Origin of the sequence: Devosia faecipullorum, from assembly GCF_015158295.1 — a bacterium.
GTDB lineage: Bacteria > Pseudomonadota > Alphaproteobacteria > Rhizobiales > Devosiaceae > Devosia > Devosia faecipullorum.
In genome coordinates this window covers 319,826-340,010 of the sequence record NZ_JACDXV010000001.1, presented here as the reverse complement: position 1 = coordinate 340,010, position 20,185 = coordinate 319,826, and the positions used below count along the sequence as shown (strand labels likewise).

The window sequence follows — 20,185 nt, the reverse complement described above, 5'->3', positions numbered from 1 at the left end:
GCAGGCCATGACAGATATTGGTTTCGTCCGCACCGACATGGTGGAAGCCCGTCCGGCGCCGGTCCGCACCAGCGGCGCTCTGGCCTGGATGAAGAAGAACCTCTTCGCCACGCCGCTGGATTCGGTGCTCACCGTTCTGGGGGTCGCCTTCCTTCTCTGGGTGGTGCCGCCGCTTTACGGCTTTTTCCTCGGCAATGCCGTCATGCCAGGCGGGACGGTCGAGCAGTGCCGCATGGAAAATGCCGGCGCCTGCTGGGCCTATATCGCCGCGGAGATGAATTTCTTCATCTATGGCTTCTATCCGGCAGTCGAATTCTGGCGTCCTAACCTCGTCTTCGCGCTCGGCGCCCTGCTGCTGGTGCCGTTGCTGATCCCCAAAGTGCCGTTCAAGCGGGTCAATGCGGTATTGCTGCTGCTGATCTATCCGGTGGTCAGCTATATCCTCTTGGCTGGTGGCCCGTTCGGCCTGCGGGTCGTGCCCACCGAGCAATGGGGCGGCCTCCTGGTGACGCTGATCATCTCGGTCGTGGGCATCGCGCTGTCCTTCCCGATCGGCATCGTGCTGGCGCTGGGGCGGCAATCGCAATTGCCGATCATCAAGACGGCCTGCGTTATGTTCATCGAACTGATCCGCGCCGTGCCGTTGATCTCCATCCTGTTCATGGCGTCGGTGATGCTGCCCTTGTTCATGCCCCAGGGGATGACCATCGACAAATTCCTGCGCGCCCTGGTCGGGGTGACGCTCTTTACCTCGGCCTATCTGGCCGAAGTGGTGCGCGGCGGGCTCCAGGCCATTCCGCGCGGGCAATATGAAGCGGCGGCGGCCCTGGGCCTCGGTTATTGGCAGCGGATGTGGTTCATTATCCTGCCACAGGCGCTCAAATACGTGATCCCGGGCATCGTCAACAACTTCATCTCGCTCTTCAAGGACACGTCCCTCGTCTATATCGTCGGCATGCGCGACCTGCTCGAAGCGGTGAAGACCAAGAACGACTCCGCCATCGAATGGCAGTCGGCCAATACGGCGACCACCGGCTATATCTTTGCCGCCATGGTCTTCTGGGTCTTCTGTTTCGGCATGTCCCGCTATTCCATCTTCATGGAACGCCGTCTCAACACTGGCTACAAGAGGTAGCGCCCATGTCTCAGGTTTCCGAAACCGCAATTGATCGCTCGATCAACACAAGCCAGATGCAGGTCTCCACGACCGATGTGGCCATCGACGTCATCGGCATGCACAAATGGTATGGCGATTTCCATGTGCTGCGCGACATCAACCTCCGGGTGATGCGGGGCGAACGTATTGTCATTGCCGGGCCGTCGGGCTCGGGTAAATCGACGCTGATCCGCTGCGTCAATCGCCTCGAGGAGCATCAGGAAGGCCAGATCATCGTCAATGGCACCGAATTGACCGCCGACCTCAAGCGCATCGACGAGGTGCGCCGCGAGGTGGGGATGGTGTTCCAGCACTTCAACCTGTTCCCCCACCTGACCATCCTGCAAAATCTCACCCTGGCGCCAATCTGGGTGCGCGGCACGCCCAAGGCCGAGGCGGAAGAAACCGCCATGCACTATCTGGAGCGGGTGAAGATCCCCGAGCAGGCGCTCAAATATCCGGGCCAGCTCTCTGGTGGCCAGCAGCAGCGCGTCGCCATTGCCCGCTCGCTCTGCATGCAGCCCAAGATCATGCTGTTCGATGAACCGACATCGGCGCTGGACCCCGAAATGGTCAAGGAGGTGCTCGAAGTGATGATCAACCTCGCCGAAGAAGGCATGACCATGATCTGCGTCACCCACGAAATGGGCTTTGCGCGCCAGGTTGCCAACAGGGTGATCTTCATGGATCAGGGCCAGATCATCGAGCAGAACGAGCCCGAAGCCTTCTTCTCCAACCCGCAGCACGAACGGACCAGGTTGTTCCTCAGCCAGATCCTGCACTAGGAGTGATGCCCAAATGGCAGGGCGATTGGGAGCCGGACGCGCCCGGTGATCCATCGTCCTCGTCATTGCAGCAGCAAATAATCGGGGGTCAGGCCGGTCGTCGGCTTGACCCCTTTTGTCTGGCTGACAATATGAATGGCTGAAAATAGAGAGCCGCGATTTTGCCTAATCCGTTCAAGCCAGTCCTGCTTCTGGCCGCCTGCCTTTTGGGGCTGGCGGCGCAGCCGGTTGTGGCGCAAACGCTGGAGAGCGTGCGGGAGCGGGGATTTCTGGTGTGCGGTTCGAGCAATCCGCTGGCCGGGTTCGCGCAGATGGATACGGATAGCCGCTGGTCGGGTTTCGACGTCGATCTCTGCCGGGCGCTGGCCGCCGCGATTTTCGGCAATCCCGACCTCATCGAGTTTCGGTCTTATCGTGGCGAGGCCCGCTTCGCGCCGCTCCAGACCGGCAGCGTCGATGTGCTGATGCGCAACGGCGCCTGGACGGCGGGGCGCGACAGCCGTTTCGGCGCCCGCTACGTGACGCCGACCTTCTTCGACGGCCAGGCCTTTCTGGTTCCGCAATCGCTGGGCGTGGTATCCGCCTATGAACTGGACGATATCAGTATCTGTGTCGTGGACGGTTTTGGCGACGTTGAGGCGCTGGGTGAATTCTTCTTTTCGAACCAGACCTCGTTCAGGGAGGTCGTCTATGAGGAAACCGCCGATCTGTTGACCGCCTATCGCGCCGGCCTGTGCCAGGTCGTTTCGGCATCGGGCAGGCAATTGCAGGCCATCCGCCGCGAACTTCAGGAGCCGGCGCTGCATCGCATCCTGCCGGAGCGGATTTCCAAGGAAGTGCTGGGTCCGGTGGTGCGCCAGGATGACGATCAATGGTTCGAGATCGTCCGCTGGACCATTTTCGCGCTGATCACCGCCGAGGAGGTGGGGGTCACCAGTGCCAATATCGACTCGCTGACCGCCGCGCGCACGCCGGCGGTGCGGCGCATCCTCGGCCTTGAGAGCGATTTCGGCAGCGCGCTTGGCCTAAGGCCGACCTTCATGAGCGATGCCATTCGCGCGGTGGGCAGCTATTCCGAGCTTTACGACCGCCATTTCGGGGCCCTGACCGGCGCGGCCATGTTGCGGGGCCAGAATGCGCTCTGGAGCAATGGCGGCCTGCTCTACGCGCCGCCGATATTGTAGGCCCAAAGGGCTCAGGCAAAGAGCAGGCTGACGCGCCGGTTCTGCTTGCCCTTCTTCTCGATCTTGCCCAGTTCCAGCTTGCCGATCTCGCCGGTTCGCGCCACATGCGTGCCGCCGCAGGGTTGCAGATCCACATCGCCGATCCGCACCAGCCGCACCCGGCCCTGTCCCATAGGCGGCTTCACCTTCATGGTCTTGATCAGATCCGCCTTGGCTTCCATTTCGGCGTCGCTGATCCATTCGGTGCTGACCGCATGGTCGGCTGCGACCATTGCGTTCAAATCCTGTTCCAGCGCAGCAAGATTGTCGGGAACCTCCGGCATATCGAAATCGAGGCGCCCTTTGTCTTCGCCGATCTGTCCGCCGGTGACCGGGAAGGGAAAGACCACCGAGAGCAGATGCAGCGCCGTATGCATGCGCATCAGGCGGTAGCGCCGGTCCCAGTCCAGTTCGATGCCGACAATCTCGCCGACCTGCGGCAGGGACTGCCCCTCCGCCGGGACGTGAACGATTGAAGTCTTGTCGCCATCAGGATGGAGGGCGGTGCCTACGAGCAAAGACCTGCCGCCCTCAAGCACCAGCCTGCCGCTATCGCCGGGCTGGCCGCCGGAAGTGGCGTAGAAGACCGTCCGGTCCAGCACGATCCCGCCCTGTTCGGTGATGCGGGTGACTCGAGCCTCCGTCGAACGGAGATAGGCGTCGTCGCGGAACAGAAATTCGGTCATCGTGAACTCTAGAGAACGGGAGAAAGGAGACGCGCCGCCTGAGCCAGAACGTAAAGCGGCCAGGGACGGCTTTCGACCTCGGCGCGGCCCACCTGGTGACAGGATTCGAAATCCTTCAGCAGCATGGTCTCGACGTCCGCAATCATCTCCGGGTCGACGAACCAGAGGGTGATCTCGAAATTGATCGCGAAGGATCGATTGTCAAAATTGACGCTGCCGACAGTGGCGATCTGGTCGTCCATCAAGACGACCTTCTGGTGCAGGAACCCGTTATTGTAGCGGTAGACGCCGATGTCGTGCTCCACCATGGCGTCGGCATGGGAAATGCTGGCCAGCCAGACGAGCTTGTGGTCGGGATTGGCGGGCAGCATGATGCGCACGTCCACCCCGCGCAGCCGCGCCGCGTAGAGGGCAGTTCGAATATCGGTGTCTGGGACGAAATAGGGGCTGACGATCCACAGTCGCTCCCGCGCCCGCCCGATCAGATCGGTGAAGGCAATGGCGCATTCTTCCAGCTTGTCGGCCGGTCCGCTGCCCATCACCAGCACCGATTGATCGCCGAAGGTTTCCAATTCCCTGGGCGGTCGGTTGGGCAGGCTTTCGCCCGTCGCCCATTCCCAATCCTCGCGGAACAGCAGCGCACAGCCCAGTGCGGCCGGCCCCGATACCCGCACATGGGTATCGCGCCAGGGGCCCACCTTGGGGTCTTCGCCCAGATATTCCACACCCACATTGTGCCCGCCGACCCAGGCATGCTTGCCGTCGGCAACGACGATCTTGCGATGATTTCGGTAGTTGATCCGGGTCGGACCATAGAAGCGCAACAGCTTGTGCCGATGGTTGAAACCGGCCACCTTCACCCCGGCTTCGCGCAATTCGCGCCGGAAGCGCCTGGGCATGCCGGAACTACCGATGTCGTCATAGAGCAGGAAGACGGGGACGCCCGCCTTGGCCTTGGCGATCAGCCGTTCGGCCAATTGCTGGCCCAGCGCATCGTCGCGGACGATGTAGAACTGCACCAGCAGATATTCTTGGGCAGCATCGATGCCGGCGAAGATCGAATCGAAGGTCGCCTTGCCGTCGATCAGCAATTCCACATCATTGCCCTTGAGGAAGGGCAGTTCGGAAACGTGGACCTGGACCGGCCAGAGCGCATCGGTTTCGCGGTCGATCAGCGCCAGATCCTTGGCGCGCAAGGGGCGGTCGGCGCGCCCGTTCTGCATGCGGTCGGTGGCGTAGTCGTCGAACAGCTTCCAGCCGAAGACCAGGTAAAGCAGCACCGAGGGGATGGGCAGCAGAATCAGGGACAGGAGCCAGGCGATCGATCCCTGCGAAGTGCGGGAATTGAGGATTTCCCGAACGGCGCACACAATCGCAAGCACATAGGTGGCGCCCATGATGAGGGCCACGATATGCAGGTCCGCAACAACGGCGCGCAGGATGTCGTCTATTCCGATCACTTTGCCTCATGAGCGCTAGTCGCGATGCACTCTAGCAGGCGCTTGCCGGGCCGCAATCCCGAAACTAGGCGGGGTCAGGCTCCATGATGCCGGAGATGTCGATGGGTGTGCGGCCCTCCGTCCAGGAGGGGATGGGCAGGCCCTTTTCGCGCAGGAAGGCAGGATTATAGATCTTGCTGGCATAGCGATTGCCATAATCGCACAGCACGGTGACGATGGTCTTGCCGGGGCCCAGATCGCGCGCCATGCGCACCGCACCGGCAATGTTGATGGCGCTGGAGCCGCCGACGCACAGGCCCTCATATTCGAGCAGGTCGTAGATATAGGGCAGGGCTTCCGCATCGGGGATCTGATAGGGCAGGTCCACGTCCAGCCCTTCCAGATTGGCCGTGATCCGGCCCTGACCGATGCCCTCGGTGATGGAATTGCCCGAGGATTTCAGTTCGCCATGGGCGTAATATTCATAGAGCGACGCCCCCTCGGGATCGGCCAGGCCGATCTGGATGTCGGAATTGCGGGCGCGCAATGCCTCGGCCACGCCGGCCAAGGTGCCGCCGGAACCCACGGCGCAGATAAAGCCATCGATGCGGCCATTGGTCTGCTGCCAAATTTCGGGGCCGGTGGTTTCGACATGGGCGCGTTTATTGGACAGGTTATCGAATTGATTGGCCCAGACCGCGCCATCGGGCAGTTCGGCGGCGAGCTTGTTCGCCAGCCGCCCCGAAACCTTGATGTAGTTATTGGGGTGTTTGTAGGGCTTGGCCGGCACCTCGATCAATTCGGCCCCATAGAGACGCAGTGCGTCCTTCTTCTCCTGGCTCTGGGTATCGGGGATGACGATTACCGATTTGAAGCCGAGCGCATTGGCGACGAGCGTCAGCCCGATCCCGGTATTGCCAGCGGTCCCCTCGACGATCGTGCCGCCCGGCTTGAGCTTTCCCGACTTCACCGCGTCATGAATGATGAACAGCGCCGCCCGATCCTTGACCGATTGACCGGGATTGAGGAATTCCGCCTTCCCCCAGATGTCGCAGCCGGTCAGCGCCGACACGCGCTTGAGGCGGATGAGCGGCGTATTGCCGATGGCGGAAATGAGGTCTTCGTGCTTGGCCATGGATCTGTTTTCTAGAATTTGTCGCGCAATTGGAGAGCGGTTTTGCCGTGGGAAGAAACGCAAAACCAAGCGGATCAGTCATTTATGGTAGGTGTCGCGGCCAAGGGCGGCAAGGCGTAAACGCTCAATTGGGCAGGGGATTTCCTTCTCCGCGCTCTCTGCGCAAGCACAGGCCGCGGCGGCGTGGAGAAGCGGAATAGAATTTCCGGCTATAGAGCCGATAGCGCATCCAGAGCCCGCTGCCGACTGAGTTTAAGATCGAGCATGGGCCTGGGATAGGTTTCTCCCAGCCCTATCTCGGCAGCGCTGAGGACGTTTGTGGGCGCCTCTGCGGGCCTATGGATCCACTTGTCATCCAACTTTGCCAGTTCGGGCACGAAGCGGCGCACATAAGCACCATCCGGGTCGAAGCGTTCGCCCTGGGTTACGGGATTGAAGATGCGAAAATAGGGGGCGGCATCGAGGCCGCTGCCGGCGACCCATTGCCAGCTTGCCGGGTTATTGGCTTCGTCGGCATCGACCAGGCAGTCCCAGAACCAGCTTTCGCCTGCCCGCCAGTCAATCAATAGGTTTTTGGTCAGGAAGGACGCAACCAGCATGCGCACCCTATTGTGCATGGTGCCGGTTTCCCACAATTGGCGCATGCCCGCATCGATGATGGGGATGCCTGTGCGTCCCTGCTGCCAGGCCCGCAAGTGCTCCGGTGCATCGCGCCATTGCATGGCCTCGTATTTGCCCTGCATCGGCACGCTGGCAATGTCCTGTCGGTGATAGAGCTGGTGATAGCTGAAATCGCGCCAGGCCAGTTCGGAGAGGAATTTGTCGATGGCCCCGGCAAGGGCCGGCTTGGCATGGGCGAGAATCTGGGCAGCATGCCAGATCTGCCGCGGGCTGATTTCCCCGAAATGCAAATGCGGGGAGAGGCGCGAGGACGCCTCCTTTGCCGGAAAATCCCGCTCCTGCGGATAGTGCACGACTTGGCTATCGAGGAAATCCGCGAGCCTTTCGGTCGCCGCCTGTTCGCCAATGGCCCAATGGGGCGCCAGTTTCGCCGCCCAGGCCGGCTGGCGATAATCAATATCCACCAGCCCGAATTTTTTGGCCCGGCCAGAAGGCGCGGCAAGGGGCTGGGCGATCTCGTGCTGTTTCAGCGATTTCCAGAAGGGGGTGAAGACCGAATACGGTTTGCCTTGCCCGGTCTGGATGGTCCAGGGCTCGACCAGCACATTGCCCCTGTGGGAGGTGACATTTATCTCCTGAGCCTGCAACGATGTCTTCAACGCGGCATCGTGCTCGCGGCTGGCCGGGGCATAACGCCGATTCCAGTGCAGTTCCGTGGCGCCAATTTGCCTCAGCACGCGAGCAAGAACTGACTGCGCCGGGCCGCTTTCGACCAGCAGCGGAATGCCAATCTCCGCCAGGTCGCGGCCGAGCGCGTTCAGGCTGTTATGCAGCCACCAGCGCGCCGCGCCACCCGGTGGCCGCAATCCGGCGTCCATTTCGTGGATGTAAAGGGCCACGACCTCCTGGGCCTTGCAGGCCTGTGCAAGGGCGGGGTTGTCGGCAAGGCGCAGATCGTTGCGCAGCCAGATCAGGGCTTTGGACACGGGCGAGGCTCCGGAATTGCCTCTGATACGATGTTGGGCGCGTCCCGGTTCAGTTCATTCCATCAATTCGGCCAATTGCTCCAGCGCCGCGCTCCAGGCTTCCATGGAGAAAATCCGCGTCTGCGCATCGGCATGGGCGAGGCCGCGCTCGATCAGCGTGATGCGGGTGGCATCTTCGCCGAGCGGCGTGAAAGTGATGTCGAGCACGAAAATCAGATCTTCGTCGGCCTCGGCATCCCGATGCACCCAGGAGAGGACCAGTTTCTGGTCTTCGGCGAATTGCAGCACTTCGCCCGAAACTTCGTGATCGGCTTCGTCGTCTTCATCCGAAAAGGTGATGAAATGATAATGCCCGCCCTCGAAGGCGTCGAACTCGGCTTCGTCCACCTGCCATTGTTCGATCAGCGCCGGGTCCGTCCATGCGGCGAAGACGTCGCTGACATTGGCGGCAATGGTGCGCGTCAGCGTGATCTGGCTTTCGCCGTCGATTTCCGATCCGCTGCTCATGCCAGCTTCCTTTCAGGGTGCAGTTCGGCCGTTCTCGGCAGGAAGATGGTGAGAATACCAAGTGCCGGCAGCACGGCGCAAATCTGGAATACGGGAATCATGCCGATCCAGTCGGCCATGGCGCCCATCAGCGCCGCGCCGATGGCCCCGATGCCGAAGGCAAAACCGAAGATGAAGCCGGAAATCATGCCGACCTTGCCGGGAACCAGTTCCTGCGCATAAACGACCATGGCGGAAAAGGCCGAGGAGAGGATGAGGCCGATAATGATGCTCATCACCGCCGTCCAGAACAGATCGAGATAGGGCAGGGCGAGGGTGAAGGGCAGGGCGCCCAGGATCGACACCCAGATTACGGCGAGACGACCATAGCGATCGCCCACCGGTCCGCCGATAAAGGTGCCGGCGGCCACCGCGCCAAGGAAGGCGAAGAGGTAAAGCTGGGCCTCCTGGGCGGTCAGCGCGAATTTCTCGATGAGGAAGAAGGCGTAATAGCTCTTGAGGCCCTCGATATAGATGAATTTGCTGAGCAGCAGCGCGCCGATCACGATGAAGGCGATGATCAGCCGCTGGCGCGACAGTGCGGGCTTGAATATGGCCGCCTTGGGCCGGCTGGCCGTCTGGCGCTGATGCTCGACGAACCAGCGGCCGACATAGGTCAGCAGCGCGAGGCCGAGGGCGGCGACGATCAGGAAGTAGAAAATGCTGGATTGGCCCAGCGGCAGCAGGATCAGCGCCGCCGCCAATGGGCCGAGCGCCGTGCCCGCATTGCCGCCGACCTGGAACAGCGATTGGGCAAAACCCAGCCGCCCGCCCGATGCCATGCGTGACACGCGCGATGCTTCGGGATGGAAGAGAGCCGAGCCGGTGCCCATGATGACCGACGCGGCGAACAGCAGCCAGAAGCCATTTGCCGCCGCCAGCAGCGCCACGCCCGCCGCCACGACGGCCATGGACAGCGCCAGCCAATAGGGCTTGGGCTTGAGGTCGCCGGACAGCCCGAACACCGGCTGAAGCACGCAGGCGGTAATCTGTTGGCCCAGCGTCAGCAGACCGATCTGCAGATAGGACAGGTTATAATTGTCCTTCAGCATCGGATAGAGCGCCGGCAGCAGGAACTGCATCAGGTCATTGAGCAGATGCGCGCCGCTGACAGCCAGAAGGATGGTCAGGGTGGCGCGCTGCGTATTCGACGCAGAGACGGTAGAAACGCTGGTCATGGGAAATTCTTCGAGACGGTTTTACCCGTCCTATCCCGCGCTCATGAGAAGAGCAATCGGGATTGCCAATATCGGAGCAGGGCGGGGAAAGAAGAATGGCTCCGCGAGCTGGACTCGAACCAGCGACCATTCGATTAACAGTCGAACGCTCTACCAACTGAGCTATCGCGGAACATTCTGGCGCCCTCATTTCGAGAGCGAGGTCCGTGTACCCAAACTGATCCGGTTTGCCAAGCCCTCAATGCAAAGCGATGTGAATAACTTGTCATTCTTCGTCGGCAAGGGCTCTCTGGCCCAGGGCGATGAGGTCGGCAAGCGTGTTGAGATTGGCAAAGGGATTGGCGGCGCACAGACCGGCCCAGTCGATCCGCGCGGCCTCAAGCCCCGCCTGCAGGCGTTTTGGGCTGTCGGGGGCCGGGCCAACCAGCAGCGGCGCCAGAGCCGAAAGGCGGTAGATTGCATTGGTGGGATAAATTTCGTCGCCCCAAGCGGCATAGGCGGCCCTGACGCTCCCGGTGAGCGCAGATTCCATGCGGGTTACAAAGTCGCGCGGCAGGAAAGGCGTATCGACCGCGACAGTCAGCAACAGAACATTGTCTCGCGCCCGGCCCGCAAGGTGGCGGGTCGCTGCCAAAATCCCCGCCATTGGGCCGTCGAAGGCGGACGAATCGTCCGCGATGGCGGTGCCCGAGCTAAGTTCGGGCGCCTGTCCCGGGCCGGTGGACACCAGAATCGGCATGTCGGGCAATCGGCCGGCGATTCGTTCGATCAGCCTGTGGCCGCCGATTCGCAGGTCGCCCTTACGCACATCGCCCAATCGGCTGCCGCGCCCGCCGGCGAGAATGAGCGCATATGCGCTCAAGACGATTTGCTGGTGCGCAGCATGATCAGCAGGACAATGCCTCCGACCAGGCCCCAGAACGGGGCGCCAATTCCGGCAATGGTGATTCCCGAAGCCGTGGTCACGAAGGTGAGGATGGCCGGCAGCCGCGATTCTTCATCCGCCAGTGCACCGGCGAGCGAGCCGGCAAGGCTGGAAAACAGCGCCAGGCCCGCGACGGCCTGGATCAGCAAGGGCGGCGAGGCAGCGATGAAGGCGGCAGCCAGGCTGGCGAGGAGGCCGAGCGCCAGATAGGTGAAGCCAGCAGCGACCGGGGCCGGCCAGCGCCGGTTCGGATCGGCATGGGCTTCCGGACCGGCGCAGATAGCGGCGGTGATGGCCGCGAGATTGTTGGTGACGCCGCCGAACAATGCGGTCAGGGCGCTGGTAACACCCGTCAGCACGAAGATGGGCGCGGGCTGGATGGTATAGCCATTGGCCTTCATCACCGCCACGCCCGGCAGGTTCTGCGATGCCATGGTGACGACATAGAGCGGCAAGGCGATGCGGATCAGGGCATCGGCGGTAAATTCGGGAACGACGAATACGAGATTCGGCCAGGCGCCGTCGAATGTATTGGGCGGCAAATGCGTGGTTGTGGCCAGCACGATCCCTGTCACAACCACGGCGATGGGTACGGCATAACGGCGGGCGAAGCGCAGTCCGAGTGCCCAGGCGGCGAGGATGGGTAGCGCCTGAAAAGGCATTTCGGCTGCCGCGTTGACCGGCGCGAGGCACAGCACCAGCAGCATTCCGGCCAGCATCGCATTGGCAAGGGCGGAGGGGATGGCCGCGACCGCTCGTGCCAGCGGCCGGATAAAACCGGTGAGCAGGATCAGCGCGGCACAAGCGAGGAACGCGCCGGCGACAGCCGGAAAGCCGCCCACGGGTTCGCCCACGGTGAGCAGAAAGGCCAGGCCCGGCGTCGTCCAGGCAAAGCTGGTCGGCGTGCGGATGCGCCAGGCCACGACGATATTGAGGATGCCGATGGCGACGCAGGTGGAAAACAGGCCCGATCCCGCCTGTTGCGGCGAGGCTCCTGAAGCGGTCAGCGCCGCCAGCATCAGGGTGAATGTGCTGGCATAGCCAACGATGGCGGCGAGGACGCCAGCAATGATCGGCTGCGCATAATCGTTTCGGGTAAGCGGTGCGGACATTGAAGTTCCAGGCGATTCCACGAAGGCGGGTCGCTGAAAGCTAAAGGTTTGCGGGAGGCAATGCTACCGGCGTCTGCCCGAAGGACTGGTGCGCTTGAACTGGTCCGTCAGGGCCAGCAACACCACCATATGCAGCCGTTCCGGCGTGGTGGGCGCCTTGAGGCATTTCACCCGCGACGACACGGTATAAAGCGCGCCATTCTCCTCGCCGGTGGCGCTATAGACGAGATATTTGCTGGCCTCGTCGTAATAGGCTGAGGTCACCTTGAATTGCATCTAACGCCCGCGAATATTCACCTCTTGGCATTCAGCCTATTGCATAAGGTGTTTGGCTCCAATAGGTACTGCGCTCAGAGGCCGCGTGGCGGAATGGTTACGCAGCGGATTGCAAATCCGTGTATTCCGGTTCGATTCCGGACGTGGCCTCCAACTGAATCCCACAGAAATTCAAGAATCTGCATGCCTTTGATCATTTAGTGGTCGAAAGCGGCACGGCGTTTGCGTCCGGCCATGCGCGCCGCCCGTCCAATCCAACAGATAGAGGGCGGTTCCGATCTGCGGTGATTCCGACCTCCGGCCGCGTCCACCCGACCCATCGGTCGCCTATGCAGGCTCCAGCCAATGAATGTCGTCGATGACCGCCCGGGCAACGTCTAGTGCAGCATTGATTGCGGGGCGCCAGTCGTCGAGGCGATAGGCGGCGCTGAGCAGCGACGTTTCTATGGCCGGCTCGCTGCGGAGGGCGACCACTTCACCAGCCGCGATTTCCTTTTCCACCAGCCGCTGAGGTAGGATCGCCACTCCAACGCCCGCTGCTACCATATGTGCAATGACGGTTATGCTGTTGGAGACTGAGATGTGATGCGGCGACAGGCCTTCGGTGCGGAACCAGTTTACCGTCTGCTGGTACATGGGCGAAGGGCTCGGATTGGTCAGCACCGGCACGTGGCCGATATCGCGGGGGCGAATGCAGTCTGGCAATTGCAGATCGGCGCGGGCAAGCCAGGTAGAGCGTTGCTCCCCCAGGGGCAGGACTTTGAGGCGCGGATCTTCATGCAGATTGATGCCCAGCGCCAGATCGGTATTGCCTGCCAGCAAGTCCCGCTCCAGATCGGCGCTGGTGCCAATGGCGACGTCCAGCTTCAGCATGGGGTGAGCCTCGGCAAGGCGATTGATAATGCTCGGCAGCGCGGCCATGGCGATGGCTTCGCTGGTCCCCATGCGCAACGTGCCAGCGATTTTCTGCGGGCGGGCGTTTTCATAGAGCTTTTCCATTTGCTCAATGATCAGGACAGCGTGGGCCATGGTGGTGGAGCCATCCGGCGTGAGATGCAGACCTCGTCCCTGGCGCACGAACATCGGACGCCCCAGCGCATCCGACAGGTCACGCAGTCGCAATGATACGCTAGATTGGGTTAGGCCGAGATGCTCCGCGGCAGCGCTTACGCCGCCCAGCCGCGCTACCCAAACCAGTGCTTCCAAATGTCCCAGTGAGATACGCATGTATTGAAATTTCCAATGGGAATGGCCCAGAATTACTAATTAGTTGAGTTCAGCCAATACTGCTAGCTTTTATCATGAAGCGTAAGTTTGTGGCTTCAGGATCAAACAATGCGCAAATCTGCGAATATGGGGAGTTAAGTCATGAATCGCGTGAAGACATGCTTGGGAGCTGCGGCGTTCTGCGTTGCCGCTCTTGCGGGCGGGGCGCTGGTTGCGCAGGAAATCGCCCCCGTCAACCTCAAGGTTTCCGGTGGCAACCGCACCCAGAATCAGTTCCGCTATATTCAGGAGCCCTTCTTCAACAAGGAGTTGACCGAGGCTTCCGGTGGCGCGATCACCACCACGTTCGGCTCGCTTGACGATCTGGGCATTCAGGGACCCGAAGTGCTGCGCCTGCTCAGCCTGGGCATGTTCGACATTTCCGAGGGCACGCTGAGCTACATGGCCGGCGAGGCATCGCAGTTCGAATCGCTCGATCTGCCCGGATTGACGGCAGACATCGATCAGCAGCGCGCCATGGCGGATGCCCTTCGTCCCGAGCTTGAGGCGGTGATGGCCGAGCGCTTCAACGTCAAGCTTCTGTCGATGGCGCCGATCGCGCTGCAGGTGCTCTACTGCAACAAGCCGGTTGCCGGTCTGCAGGATCTGTCTGGCCTGAAGGTCCGCACGTTCAACCGTTCGATGGCTGAGCTGGTCGAAGGGCTGGGCGGCCAGTCCGTCAATATTCCGTTCGCTGAAGTTGTGCCTGCCATGGACCGTGGCGTCGCCGATTGCGCCATCACCGGAACCTCCGCCGGCAATACCGCCCGTTGGTGGGAAGTGACCGATCATCTGGTCATTCTTCCCATGGGCTGGTCGATGACCTTCTTTGCTGCCAATTCCGACAGCTGGGCCCGTCTGCCGGCCGAGACGCAGGAATTGCTGACCGCGCAGTTCGCCGGCATGGAAAATCGTCAGTGGGCGCAGGCCGCCAGCGACATTCAGGACGGCATCAACTGCAATACTGCCGAGGGCGAGTGCAAGGACGGCATCGTCGCCGACAGGCCGATGACCCTGGTCGAGCTGTCTGATGAAGATCGCGCCCACGCCGCTGAAGTGCTGAGCGGCAGCGTGCTGCCGAGCTGGGCTGATCGCTGCGGCGACGAATGCGTGGCCAACTGGAATGCCACGGCAGGCCAGGTGATCGGCATCCAGATCGCAGACCGCTAATATGCAAAGGGTCGAACCAATTACCACGGCGATATCGCTGTGGATGGCCAGGCTCGGAGGTGGCGCCCTTTTGGGCGTCGCCTTGTTGATCTGCCTCGAAGTTTTGCTGCGCATGTTTCGCATTGGCAACATGAGCGTCGGGACTGAACTGGGTTCCTATGCGCTGGCCCTTGGTGCGACCTGGTCGCTTGCATATGTGGTTCTGGAACGCGGTCACGTCCGGGTGGACGTCATTGCCCGGCAATTGCCGCAGGTGCCGCGGATCGTGCTCGATCTGTTCGCACTGTCCAGCCTTGCCGTTGTCGGCGCCGTTCTCACGAACGGAGCCTGGGGCATGGTCAGCACGTCGCTGCGCCTCGGCGCCCGCTCGAACACGACCCTGGGCATTCCTCTTGCTATCCCGCAGGCGCTTTGGACGCTTGGGCTGGCCTGGTTCACGCTGGTTGCCATCGGTCGCACCATTCAGGCGCTCCGGGCTCTTCTGGCTCGCGACATTGGCGAAGCTTCACGCATAGCCGCGTCGCCCAGCGCTGACGACGAGGTCGAGGAAGCCATCGCGGAAACCAATAGCCGCCTGGGCAAATCGGAGTAGCAATCATGATCCCAACAACCCTGGGTCTTCTTTTTGGCATGCTGGCTATCGGCCTGCCGATTGGCGCCGTCATGCTGCTTCTGGCGCTGGGTCTGGACTGGATTTTCTCACCCATGCCGCTGATCCTGGCGGCAGGGGAGCTGAGTTGGGTGTCCTCGTCCAACTATCTTCTGGTCAGCGTTCCTCTCTTTGTGCTGCTGGGTGAAATCCTGTTGCGAGCCGGCATTGCAGATCGCCTCTATGGCGCCATCGTGCAGTGGATTGGCTGGCTACCGGGCGGCCTGATGCACGCCAATATCGGCGCCAGCACGGCTTTTGCGGCAACCTCAGGCTCCAGTGTGGCGACCGCGGCCACTATCAGCGTGGTCGCCAAGCCGATGATTGCCCGCCACGGCTATAACGAGCGGCTGTTTTACGGCTCGATCGCTGCCGGTGGTACGCTGGGCATCCTTATTCCGCCCTCGATCAATCTTATTCTCTATGGCTGGCTGACCAGCACATCGGTTCCGGCGCTCTACATGGCCGGCATCGTGCCCGGCGTGATCCTGGCGCTGGTTTTCTCGCTGGCCATCATCATTTTCTGCATCATCCGTCCTGGTCTTGGTGGGCAGAAGATCGAAACCAGCTGGAAATCCCGGCTTGAAAGCCTGCCTTCCCTGTTGCCACCGCTTTTTATCTTCGCGGTGATTATCGGCTCGATCTACATGGGCATTGCGACGCCCACTGAATCGGCGGCGTTGGGCGTAGCATCGGCGCTCTTGCTTGCAGGTGTTTATCGGCAACTTTCCTGGCGCATGCTGCTTGAGGCTATCGACGGCACGATGCGAACGACCGGCATGATCATGCTGATCGTCATGGCGGCCTGGTTCCTCAATTTCGTGATCTCAGCGATGGGGCTGGTGACGTCCGTCAATGCCGGGATCGTCTCGCTCGGCCTGGAGCCAATGGCTTTGCTGGCCATGATCATCCTCATTTACCTCGTGCTGGGCTGCTTCATGGACCCGCTGCCGATGATGATCGTCACCGTGCCCGTGCTGACGCCCTTGGTGGTGAGTGCGGGGTTCGACCCGATCTGGTTCGGCATCATCATCGTTCTGCTTTGCGAGATGGCGCTGATCACGCCGCCTATCGGCATGAATCTGTTCGTCGTGCAGGGCGTGCGCCGGCGCGGGTCGCTGGTCGACATCATGATCGGCGTCCTGCCGTTCATGTTGGCCCTTCTGGCCATGATCGCGCTGGTTATCGCCTTCCCGCAAATCGCGCTTTGGCTTCCCGAGCTGATCCGCGGCTGACCCTTTTCCGACTAATTGGAGTTACTGAATGTCCGAAGACCTAACCGTTCGCCTGCGTGGCAAGACGGTCACCATCACCGAGCCCATGCGTCAGTCCGTGCTCGATGAAATGCCGGAAATCGGCTGGATCGAGAATGTCGAGCTGCGCACCAAGGTGCTCAATGCCTGGGCTGCGGCCCTGGCTGCAAGCGGCTTTCGCAAGCTTGGCGAACTGAAGCCCTCCGGCAATTACGATTCCATGCCGCTGCGTACCGGCACCCAGGCCGACCACATCCGCTCCGTGGCGCGGATGGCGCTCGGCATGGCCGAAGAACTCGACAAGCTGTTCCCAGGCTTCAAATACGATCGTGATATCCTGCTGGCCGGTGGACTCTGCCATGACATCGGCAAGGTGTGGGAATTCGATCCCGAGAACGTCGAGCGCTGGCGCGCCGATCCGTCGGCGACGGGCATGCCGTCCATTCGGCATCCGGGCTATGGCGTCTATATCTGCCTGACGCTGGAACTGCCGGAGACTGTGGCGCACATCGCGGGCGGCCATTCGGCCGAAGGCGAGCTGGTTACCCGTTCGCTCGAGAACACCATCATTCGTTGGGCCGACCACAGCTTCTGGAAAATCGTCGAGTCCGGCAACCAGCTCGATGACGTCGATACCTGGCTTCCGCCCGCAAAGGTGGCCTGACACCAGGCTTTAGTATGTCTTTGATGTGAAATGAGGGCGGAGCGGCAATTGCTGTTCCGCCCTCATTCATTTCGTCTTCGTCCAATTCGGGCCGCACCGGCCCGCCATGGAACGTCCTGCGTGCCTGCAAGTTGCTCCTTCTACCACCAACAGGAGAGCACCATGGCCAGCCGCAAGGAGCAAGCCACGCCAGCACCGCTAAAGACCGGGGAGGGCAGGCAAAAGGACGACAATATCGACGATCTGGGACGCGGGCCCGATGGCAAGGTACAGGAACAGCCGATCGGCAAGGACGCCGGGAAAGCCAAGGGCGGCAAGCGCGCCGAACGCTAGTCGAGACAAAATCGTCGCAAATGCGCGTTCCCGGTTGTCAATTTCGTCAGGCCGTCATATTCACGACCGGCATATGGTTTCGTGACGAAGTGGCGCGGAAACGCGGTTTTTGCGCTGATAGTCGGATGGCGCGCGGCATTGGGTCATCCGGGCCTGTGGAGAACAGGGCGTTTGTTTGCCTTTGTGTTGCGTGGCGGCCACGGCGTGGCATGAAGATATGATTAAAGTTTTGTAGGGATTGCCCGGATTGGTTGTGCTCCCCATCTGGCGAACGTTAGTGTGGTGGGGTCTGGAGGCGGCAAATGAAGTATCGTGCGTTTTTGGGGGCAAGCGTTCTTGCCGTTGTCGTCGCTTGCGGCTCGGTATTGCCGGCCCATGCACAATCCATTTCGCAGGCGCTCGCCGCCGCCTATGATCACGCGCCAGATTTGCAGGCTGCGGTTCTGGACGCAAAGACAGCGGCGGAAAGGATCGTTCAGGCCAAATCCGGTCTCATGCCGAACGTTTCGGCCAATGTTTCCGGGGGCTACGGCACGAGCCTGATCGGTGGCAGCTGGACGCCGGGGCGGACGTCCTTGAACACGAGCCTCGAATATGGACAGAACATATTTGATAGCGGCGCAACGGCGGCGCAGGTCGAGGCGGCGCGAGCCGGAGCCGAGGTCGCTGAACTTCAGATCAGGACCACCGAGCAGACTGTGCTCTATCAGGTCGTTCAGGCCTATCTCAATGTCCTGAGCGGGCGGGAATTGCTGGCGCTTCGCCAGGAAAACATCAATTTCTTCCAGGCCCAGTTGCAGTCGGCCCAGGATCGTCTCGATGTGGGCGAGGGCACTCGCATCGACGTTGCGCAGGCCCAGGCGCGTCTGGCGCAGGTTCAGGCCGCCTATCAGGCCTCCCTGGGGAGCATTCAAAGCGCCGAGGCCACCTTCGAGCGGCTGGTGGGCATGCGCCCGCAAAGCCTGTCGCGCAGTCACAATTTCAGCAATGTCTTTCCGCGCTCGCTCGATGCGGCGCTTGCCGAGGCTGAAGCGGGACATCCGGGGATTCTGCTCGCCAAGGCCGGCATTCGTGCCGCACAGGCCGGGATCGATATCGCGCAGGCCGGGTTCGGCCCCACGGCGGGTATTTCTGGCTCGCTGGGATCGAGCTGGACCGGACCTTCCGGCGCGCCGACCGACGGGCTTTCGGCGCAAGTCGGCTTCCGCATCAGCATTCCCATTTATTCGGGCGGCCGCACCGGCTCGGCAGTCCGGCAGGCCAATCTCGGCCAGATCAAGTCGGAGGTGGACGCCATGTCCGCTTATGACCAGGTTCGGGAAGCGGTCATCGCCGCCTGGACCGGCGTTCAGAGCGCCGATGCGCAGATCAATGCTGCCCAGGCCTCTGTCGCTTCGAGCAATACCGTTTTGGATGGCGTGGTGCAGGAGCGTGACCTCGGTACGCGCACCACGCTGGACGTGCTCAACGCGCAGGCCGATCTCACCACGGCGCGCGAAAGCCTGATCACCGCCTCGAACAACAAGGTGCTGGCCTCCTTCGCGCTGCTCAACGCGACCGGGCGGTTGACCGCCTCCTCGCTGGGCCTGCCGGTGCAGGTCAAGACTGCGGTGCCATACCGCGACGCGGTCGAGGACGTTTGGCAGGAATTGCGCACCATCGCCGAATAGGCCGATTTCAGCGGATGCCACAGTGGCCGAGCTCGTCCCGGCCACAAGTTTTCGTGGAAGACGCAATTGTTCGGCCTTGGGATGATTCCTAATACCGCCGCTTGCCGCTAAGATATTGTTTACGAATCAGGGCATGAGGCATGCGGATGCCACTGTCCGGTCGGGCGCATTGAGTAAGAGGCATCGATGAACAAGCCGGCTCCCAAAGAACCGTCCATGGACGAAATCCTGTCGTCCATCCGGCAGATCATTGCCGATGACGATGCGGCTGCGGCGCCGCGCCGGCCGGCTTTCCAGGCGGCCCAGCCGCCGATGCAGGCGGCTCCGGCCAAACCGCTGGGCAGCCAGGCTGAACGCGATCTGTCCGACATGCTGGACGATATCGAGCCGCTGGCTCTGTCGCCGTCACAGATTGTCGAGGATGATGACGGCGCCGCCGGCTTCAGCTTCGATTCCATTCTTGCCGACACTGCGGAAGACCATTCGGCGCCAAGTCTCGTCGAGGCGGAGGACGTGACCTTCGAGCCCGACGATGGCCTGCCCAGTTTCGACCCCTTGCCCAGCCGCATGCTGAAGGCCGATCCGCAGCCCAAGGCCGTGCCCGTGCCTGCCCCGCAGCCTGAGCCCGAGCCGGACATCATGGCCCTGGTTGACGCCGTGCCCGAGTTCATTCCCGAGCCTGAGCCCGAGCCAGAGCCGATATTCGAGCCGGAGCCGGTGCTGGCACAAGCACCATCGCTTCCAGATCCGACGCTGACTTCGGATATGGCGGAAGAACTGCTCGAGCCCGCCACGCGGGCGGCAGTGCGATCCTCCATCGGCAAGCTCAACGCATTGGGAATCGGCAATCCGGGCCTCACTATCGAGGCCATGATGCGCGACATGTTGCGCCCGATGCTCAAGGAATGGCTGGACGAGAACCTGCCATCGGTGGTCGAGCGCATGGTGGAAAAGGAATTGTCCCGCATTTCCCGCGGCGAATAATTACGAACCGCGCCACCGTTAAAGCTCTACTCTGACGAGATGAGAGTGGGGGCGGTGTCCGAATGGCCCGTGCATGTGCGTTTTTGTTGACCACGCACTGCGCATTTGCTTGAAGTCTGCCAACCTTT

General features: G+C 61.7%; 20 protein-coding genes and 2 tRNA genes. 11 read left to right on the top strand and 11 right to left on the bottom strand.

Translation table 11 applies throughout. The features are described from left to right. Positions 1-7: 7 nt before the first annotated feature. From H0482_RS01625 to H0482_RS01615, 3 genes are all read left to right on the top strand, one after another. Positions 8-1,135: an amino acid ABC transporter permease gene (locus H0482_RS01625; RefSeq protein ID WP_193728281.1), complete on the top strand. Its 1,128-nt coding sequence runs from the start codon at positions 8-10 to the stop codon at positions 1,133-1,135. Positions 1,136-1,140: 5 nt separating this feature from the next. Next, positions 1,141-1,941: an amino acid ABC transporter ATP-binding protein gene (locus H0482_RS01620; RefSeq protein WP_210319053.1), complete on the top strand. Its 801-nt coding sequence runs from the start codon at positions 1,141-1,143 to the stop codon at positions 1,939-1,941. 161 nt (positions 1,942-2,102) lie between these two features. Further along, positions 2,103-3,125 carry a transporter substrate-binding domain-containing protein gene (locus tag H0482_RS01615; RefSeq protein ID WP_193728280.1) on the top strand — a complete coding sequence of 341 codons (1,023 nt, stop codon included), beginning with the start codon at positions 2,103-2,105 and terminating at the stop codon, positions 3,123-3,125. An 11-nt stretch (positions 3,126-3,136) separates the two neighbouring features. On the opposite strand, the gene H0482_RS01610 is transcribed toward H0482_RS01615, so the two are convergent. The 10 genes from H0482_RS01610 to H0482_RS01565 form a co-directional block, all read right to left on the bottom strand. Next, on the bottom strand, positions 3,137-3,850 hold the full coding sequence (locus H0482_RS01610; protein ID WP_193728279.1) for an alanyl-tRNA editing protein: 714 nt from the start codon (positions 3,848-3,850) through the stop codon (positions 3,137-3,139). Between the two features lie 8 nt (positions 3,851-3,858). Next, positions 3,859-5,310, bottom strand: coding sequence for a cardiolipin synthase (cls, locus tag H0482_RS01605; protein ID WP_330998166.1), 1,452 nt, complete (start codon positions 5,308-5,310; stop codon positions 3,859-3,861). 64 nt (positions 5,311-5,374) lie between these two features. After that, a complete protein-coding gene (locus H0482_RS01600; RefSeq protein WP_193728278.1) occupies positions 5,375-6,424 on the bottom strand; it encodes a cysteine synthase A in 1,050 nt (349 codons plus the stop codon). A 209-nt stretch (positions 6,425-6,633) separates the two neighbouring features. After that, positions 6,634-8,031 (bottom strand): cryptochrome/photolyase family protein, encoded by a 1,398-nt coding sequence (locus H0482_RS01595; RefSeq protein WP_193728277.1) that lies wholly within the window; start codon positions 8,029-8,031, stop codon positions 6,634-6,636. 54 nt (positions 8,032-8,085) lie between these two features. Next, on the bottom strand, positions 8,086-8,538 hold the full coding sequence (locus H0482_RS01590; protein WP_193728276.1) for an SRPBCC family protein: 453 nt from the start codon (positions 8,536-8,538) through the stop codon (positions 8,086-8,088). Further along, complete coding sequence (locus H0482_RS01585) at positions 8,535-9,755, bottom strand: MFS transporter (protein ID WP_193728275.1); 1,221 nt, start codon at positions 9,753-9,755, stop codon at positions 8,535-8,537. The genes H0482_RS01590 and H0482_RS01585 overlap by 4 nt, the downstream gene beginning before the upstream one ends. 96 nt (positions 9,756-9,851) lie before the next feature. After that, positions 9,852-9,927: transfer RNA gene (locus H0482_RS01580), tRNA-Asn, on the bottom strand. A 93-nt stretch (positions 9,928-10,020) separates the two neighbouring features. After that, a complete protein-coding gene (gene mobA / locus H0482_RS01575; protein WP_193728274.1) occupies positions 10,021-10,617 on the bottom strand; it encodes a molybdenum cofactor guanylyltransferase in 597 nt (198 codons plus the stop codon). Continuing rightward, entirely contained in the window at positions 10,614-11,792 is a 1,179-nt protein-coding gene (locus H0482_RS01570; RefSeq protein ID WP_193728273.1) for a benzoate/H(+) symporter BenE family transporter, read from the bottom strand. Before H0482_RS01570 ends, mobA begins: the two co-directional genes overlap by 4 nt. A 63-nt stretch (positions 11,793-11,855) precedes the next feature. After that, positions 11,856-12,068, bottom strand: a complete 213-nt coding sequence (locus H0482_RS01565; protein WP_193728272.1) for a hypothetical protein — start codon at positions 12,066-12,068, stop codon at positions 11,856-11,858. Positions 12,069-12,147: 79 nt separating this feature from the next. On the opposite strand from H0482_RS01565, the gene H0482_RS01560 reads away from it, so the two are divergent. Continuing rightward, positions 12,148-12,221 (top strand) — tRNA-Cys (locus H0482_RS01560). Between the two features lie 174 nt (positions 12,222-12,395). Here H0482_RS01560 and H0482_RS01555 read toward each other — a convergent pair. Continuing rightward, positions 12,396-13,295, bottom strand: coding sequence for a LysR family transcriptional regulator (locus H0482_RS01555; protein WP_193728271.1), 900 nt, complete (start codon positions 13,293-13,295; stop codon positions 12,396-12,398). Positions 13,296-13,436: 141 nt separating this feature from the next. Here H0482_RS01555 and H0482_RS01550 point away from each other — a divergent pair, with 141 nt between their 5' ends. The 7 genes from H0482_RS01550 (at position 13,437) to H0482_RS01520 (ending at position 20,057) form a co-directional block, all read left to right on the top strand. Beyond that, a complete protein-coding gene (locus tag H0482_RS01550; RefSeq protein ID WP_193728270.1) occupies positions 13,437-14,504 on the top strand; it encodes a TRAP transporter substrate-binding protein in 1,068 nt (355 codons plus the stop codon). Positions 14,505-14,547: 43 nt separating this feature from the next. After that, positions 14,548-15,096, top strand: coding sequence for a TRAP transporter small permease subunit (locus H0482_RS01545; protein ID WP_193728269.1), 549 nt, complete (start codon positions 14,548-14,550; stop codon positions 15,094-15,096). A gap of 5 nt (positions 15,097-15,101) precedes the next feature. Next, positions 15,102-16,388 (top strand): TRAP transporter large permease, encoded by a 1,287-nt coding sequence (locus H0482_RS01540; protein WP_193728268.1) that lies wholly within the window; start codon positions 15,102-15,104, stop codon positions 16,386-16,388. 28 nt (positions 16,389-16,416) lie between these two features. Next, entirely contained in the window at positions 16,417-17,070 is a 654-nt protein-coding gene (locus tag H0482_RS01535; protein ID WP_193728267.1) for an HD domain-containing protein, read from the top strand. 162 nt (positions 17,071-17,232) lie between these two features. Then, positions 17,233-17,403, top strand: a complete 171-nt coding sequence (locus H0482_RS01530; RefSeq protein ID WP_193728266.1) for a hypothetical protein — start codon at positions 17,233-17,235, stop codon at positions 17,401-17,403. Between the two features lie 302 nt (positions 17,404-17,705). Then, entirely contained in the window at positions 17,706-19,073 is a 1,368-nt protein-coding gene (locus tag H0482_RS01525; RefSeq protein WP_193728265.1) for a TolC family outer membrane protein, read from the top strand. 186 nt (positions 19,074-19,259) lie between these two features. Further along, positions 19,260-20,057: a DUF2497 domain-containing protein gene (locus H0482_RS01520; protein ID WP_193728264.1), complete on the top strand. Its 798-nt coding sequence runs from the start codon at positions 19,260-19,262 to the stop codon at positions 20,055-20,057. Positions 20,058-20,185: the final 128 nt, after the last annotated feature.

Bases quoted from the DNA above. Each gene is read 5' to 3' on its own strand.
- H0482_RS01625 (WP_193728281.1), top strand. From the start codon at position 8: ATGACAGATATTGGTTTCGTCCGCACCGACATGGTGGAAGCCCGTCCG.
- H0482_RS01620 (WP_210319053.1), top strand. From the start codon at position 1,141: ATGTCTCAGGTTTCCGAAACCGCAATTGATCGCTCGATCAACACAAGC.
- H0482_RS01610 (WP_193728279.1), bottom strand. From the start codon at position 3,850: ATGACCGAATTTCTGTTCCGCGACGACGCCTATCTCCGTTCGACGGAG.
- H0482_RS01600 (WP_193728278.1), bottom strand. From the start codon at position 6,424: ATGGCCAAGCACGAAGACCTCATTTCCGCCATCGGCAATACGCCGCTC.
- H0482_RS01590 (WP_193728276.1), bottom strand. From the start codon at position 8,538: ATGAGCAGCGGATCGGAAATCGACGGCGAAAGCCAGATCACGCTGACG.
- H0482_RS01585 (WP_193728275.1), bottom strand. From the start codon at position 9,755: ATGACCAGCGTTTCTACCGTCTCTGCGTCGAATACGCAGCGCGCCACC.
- H0482_RS01570 (WP_193728273.1), bottom strand. From the start codon at position 11,792: ATGTCCGCACCGCTTACCCGAAACGATTATGCGCAGCCGATCATTGCT.
- H0482_RS01565 (WP_193728272.1), bottom strand. From the start codon at position 12,068: ATGCAATTCAAGGTGACCTCAGCCTATTACGACGAGGCCAGCAAATAT.
- H0482_RS01555 (WP_193728271.1), bottom strand. From the start codon at position 13,295: ATGCGTATCTCACTGGGACATTTGGAAGCACTGGTTTGGGTAGCGCGG.
- H0482_RS01550 (WP_193728270.1), top strand. From the start codon at position 13,437: ATGAATCGCGTGAAGACATGCTTGGGAGCTGCGGCGTTCTGCGTTGCC.
- H0482_RS01545 (WP_193728269.1), top strand. From the start codon at position 14,548: ATGGCCAGGCTCGGAGGTGGCGCCCTTTTGGGCGTCGCCTTGTTGATC.
- H0482_RS01540 (WP_193728268.1), top strand. From the start codon at position 15,102: ATGATCCCAACAACCCTGGGTCTTCTTTTTGGCATGCTGGCTATCGGC.
- H0482_RS01535 (WP_193728267.1), top strand. From the start codon at position 16,417: ATGTCCGAAGACCTAACCGTTCGCCTGCGTGGCAAGACGGTCACCATC.
- H0482_RS01530 (WP_193728266.1), top strand. From the start codon at position 17,233: ATGGCCAGCCGCAAGGAGCAAGCCACGCCAGCACCGCTAAAGACCGGG.
- H0482_RS01525 (WP_193728265.1), top strand. From the start codon at position 17,706: ATGAAGTATCGTGCGTTTTTGGGGGCAAGCGTTCTTGCCGTTGTCGTC.
- H0482_RS01520 (WP_193728264.1), top strand. From the start codon at position 19,260: ATGAACAAGCCGGCTCCCAAAGAACCGTCCATGGACGAAATCCTGTCG.